The sequence below is a fragment of the Spirosoma terrae genome, assembly GCF_010435915.1.
GTDB lineage: Bacteria > Bacteroidota > Bacteroidia > Cytophagales > Spirosomataceae > Spirosoma > Spirosoma terrae.
This window is the reverse complement of sequence record NZ_JAAFZH010000049.1, coordinates 1-588: the sequence shown is the minus strand read 5'-3', so window position 1 is coordinate 588 and position 588 is coordinate 1. Positions and strand designations below refer to the sequence as shown.

The 588-nt window shown below is 52.0% G+C and carries 1 protein-coding gene; it reads left to right on the top strand.

Features of this window, described 5'->3' with window-relative positions:
* Positions 1-38: 38 nt before the first annotated feature.
* Positions 39-588, top strand: a 550-nt coding sequence (locus GK108_RS31000) for an IS3 family transposase (RefSeq protein WP_163955480.1), incomplete at its 3' end; no start/stop codon positions are given.

The window sequence follows — 588 nt, the reverse complement described above, 5'->3', positions numbered from 1 at the left end:
TAGCCATTTTCAACGGTCCGCCGTAGCGGCCGCATGACTTGACGCACTGCTACCAGGTGATCACCCAGCTAACGTCCGATTTTCCAATAGAACGGCTTTGTAAAACGCTCGGTGTTAGTCGTAGCGCTTACTACGCTTATCAGGCTGGTCAAAGTCATCAGCTGACCGAAGAGAAAGAAAAATTACGGCAAGCAATGCTGGACAGTTTTGGGGACCATCGTCGGCGTTATGGCAGTCGTCGACTGTTGACTGAGTTACAGGAGCAGGGCTTTGAAGTAGGGCGTCACCAACTTCGGCGACTCATGCAAGCGGAAGGGCTACGGGCCATTCAACCGCGTAGTTTCATTCCTCGCACCACCGACAGTCGTTATAACGGGCCATTCAGCCCGAATTTGTTAGTAGACATGGACTTTCCAACGGCACCGGGTAGAGTGTTAGTCGGCGATATCACATATGTTCCACTGGCGGGTAGTGCATGGGGCTATCTGGCGGCATGGATGGACCTTTATAGTCGGCGAATCAAAGGCTGGACGCTAGCTGATAACATGGGCGAAGAGTTGGTACATAGTGCTTTGCGTAAAGCCATTG